Source organism: Streptomyces sp. NPDC002776 (assembly GCF_053592195.1).
Genome location: NZ_JBSFVG010000066.1, coordinates 1 through 1,446 on the forward strand (window position 1 = coordinate 1; position 1,446 = coordinate 1,446).

At 67.8% G+C, this 1,446-nt stretch carries 1 protein-coding gene; it reads right to left on the reverse strand.

All coding sequences use genetic code 11. The features are described 5' to 3' along the window. Positions 1 to 19: 19 nt before the first annotated feature. The gene (locus ACWD11_RS35165; RefSeq protein ID WP_389421694.1) at positions 20 to 1,216 is read right to left on the reverse strand and encodes an IS110 family RNA-guided transposase; all 1,197 of its coding nucleotides are present in this window, start codon (positions 1,214 to 1,216) and stop codon (positions 20 to 22) included. Positions 1,217 to 1,446: the final 230 nt, after the last annotated feature.

Consider the following 1,446-nt stretch of genomic DNA (forward strand, 5'->3'; position numbering starts at 1 on the left):
TCGCTTCCTAATGCTGTTGTCAAGCTGCCGTAGTCGCTGGGGGTGTCACTTCGTAACACCGTCGGTCACGGATCAGAGCCCACAGGACGTTGACGCGTCGGCGGGCGAGGGCGAGCACGGCCTGGACGTGTTTCTTGCCTTCGGCACGTTTGCGGTCGTAGAACCTCCGCGAGTTCGGGTCGCAGCGGACGCTGACCAGGGCGGAGGTGTAGAAGACGCGCTGGAGTCTTCGGTGGTAGGCGATCGGCCGGTGGAGGTTGCCGCTGACCTTGCCGGAGTCGCGAGGTGCGGGGGCGACGCCGGCGAAGGCCGCCAGGGCGTCCGGGGAGTCGAACTCGTCCAGGCTGCCGCCGACAGCAGCGACGAACTCGGCGCCCAGGACGGTGCCGATACCCGGGACGCTCAGGACGATGTCGGCGAGTTCGTGTTCGCGAAACCGGCCCTCGATGAGCTTGTCGATCTCGGAGATCTGCTCGTTGAGGGTCATCACCTCCTCGGCCAGGGTGTGGACCAGCTTCGCGGTGGTCTTCTCCCCGGGGACGGCGGTGTGCTGGCGTTCGGCGGCCTCGACCGCCGCTTCGGCCAGGGATTTCGCGTTGCGGACCTTGCGGTTGGTCAGCCACTTCGTCAGCCGTGCGGCGCCGGTGCGGCGGATCGCGGCCGGCGTCTGGTAACCCGTCAGCAGCTTGAGCGGGCCGGTGTTAGTCAGCTCCAGGCTCCGTTCCAGGGCCGGGAACATGCTCAGCAGGGTGCCGCGCAGGCGGTTCACCACGCGGGTGCGGTCCTCGACCAGATCTGCACGGCGCCCGGTCAGCAGCTTGAGCTCGATGGCGGCTTCGTCGTCGGGACGGATGGGCCGCAGGTCGCGGCGCATCCTGGCCTGGTCGGCGATCACGTAGGCGTCGCGGGCGTCGGTCTTGCCCTCGCCGCGGTAGCCGTCGGATGCCCGGTTCACCAGGCGGCCGGGAACGTAGAGGACCTCCTGGCCGTGGTCGACCAGCAGCGCCAGCAGAAGCGCGGGCTCTCCGCCGGTCATGTCGATGGCCCAGGTGACCTGACGGCCGTCGGCCAGGTCCAGGACGTCGCCGATCAGTTTCAGCAGCTCGGGTTCGTCGTTGACGACCCGCCGTGACAACAGCGTCTTGCCGTCGGCATCCAGTGCGAGGCCGTGGTGGTGGCCCTTGCCGCTGTCGATCCCCGCCCATATCCGGCTCATCGCGCTCCTGACCTGCTTGTTCGTGCTGTTCGTGCCACGGACGACCTCGCCGGCATTGCTCTACACAGCGACGGATTCGCACTTCCTAATCGGCGGCCGAGTCGTCGTGGGGCACCGGGCGGCGAAGCGACGTAAGCCACGAGCTGGCAGCAGCCTGATAGCCACACCCGGCACCCCTGGGCGATCCAACCCTACGAATGGCTCGATCAACCCGATCAAGAAGGTAGAGC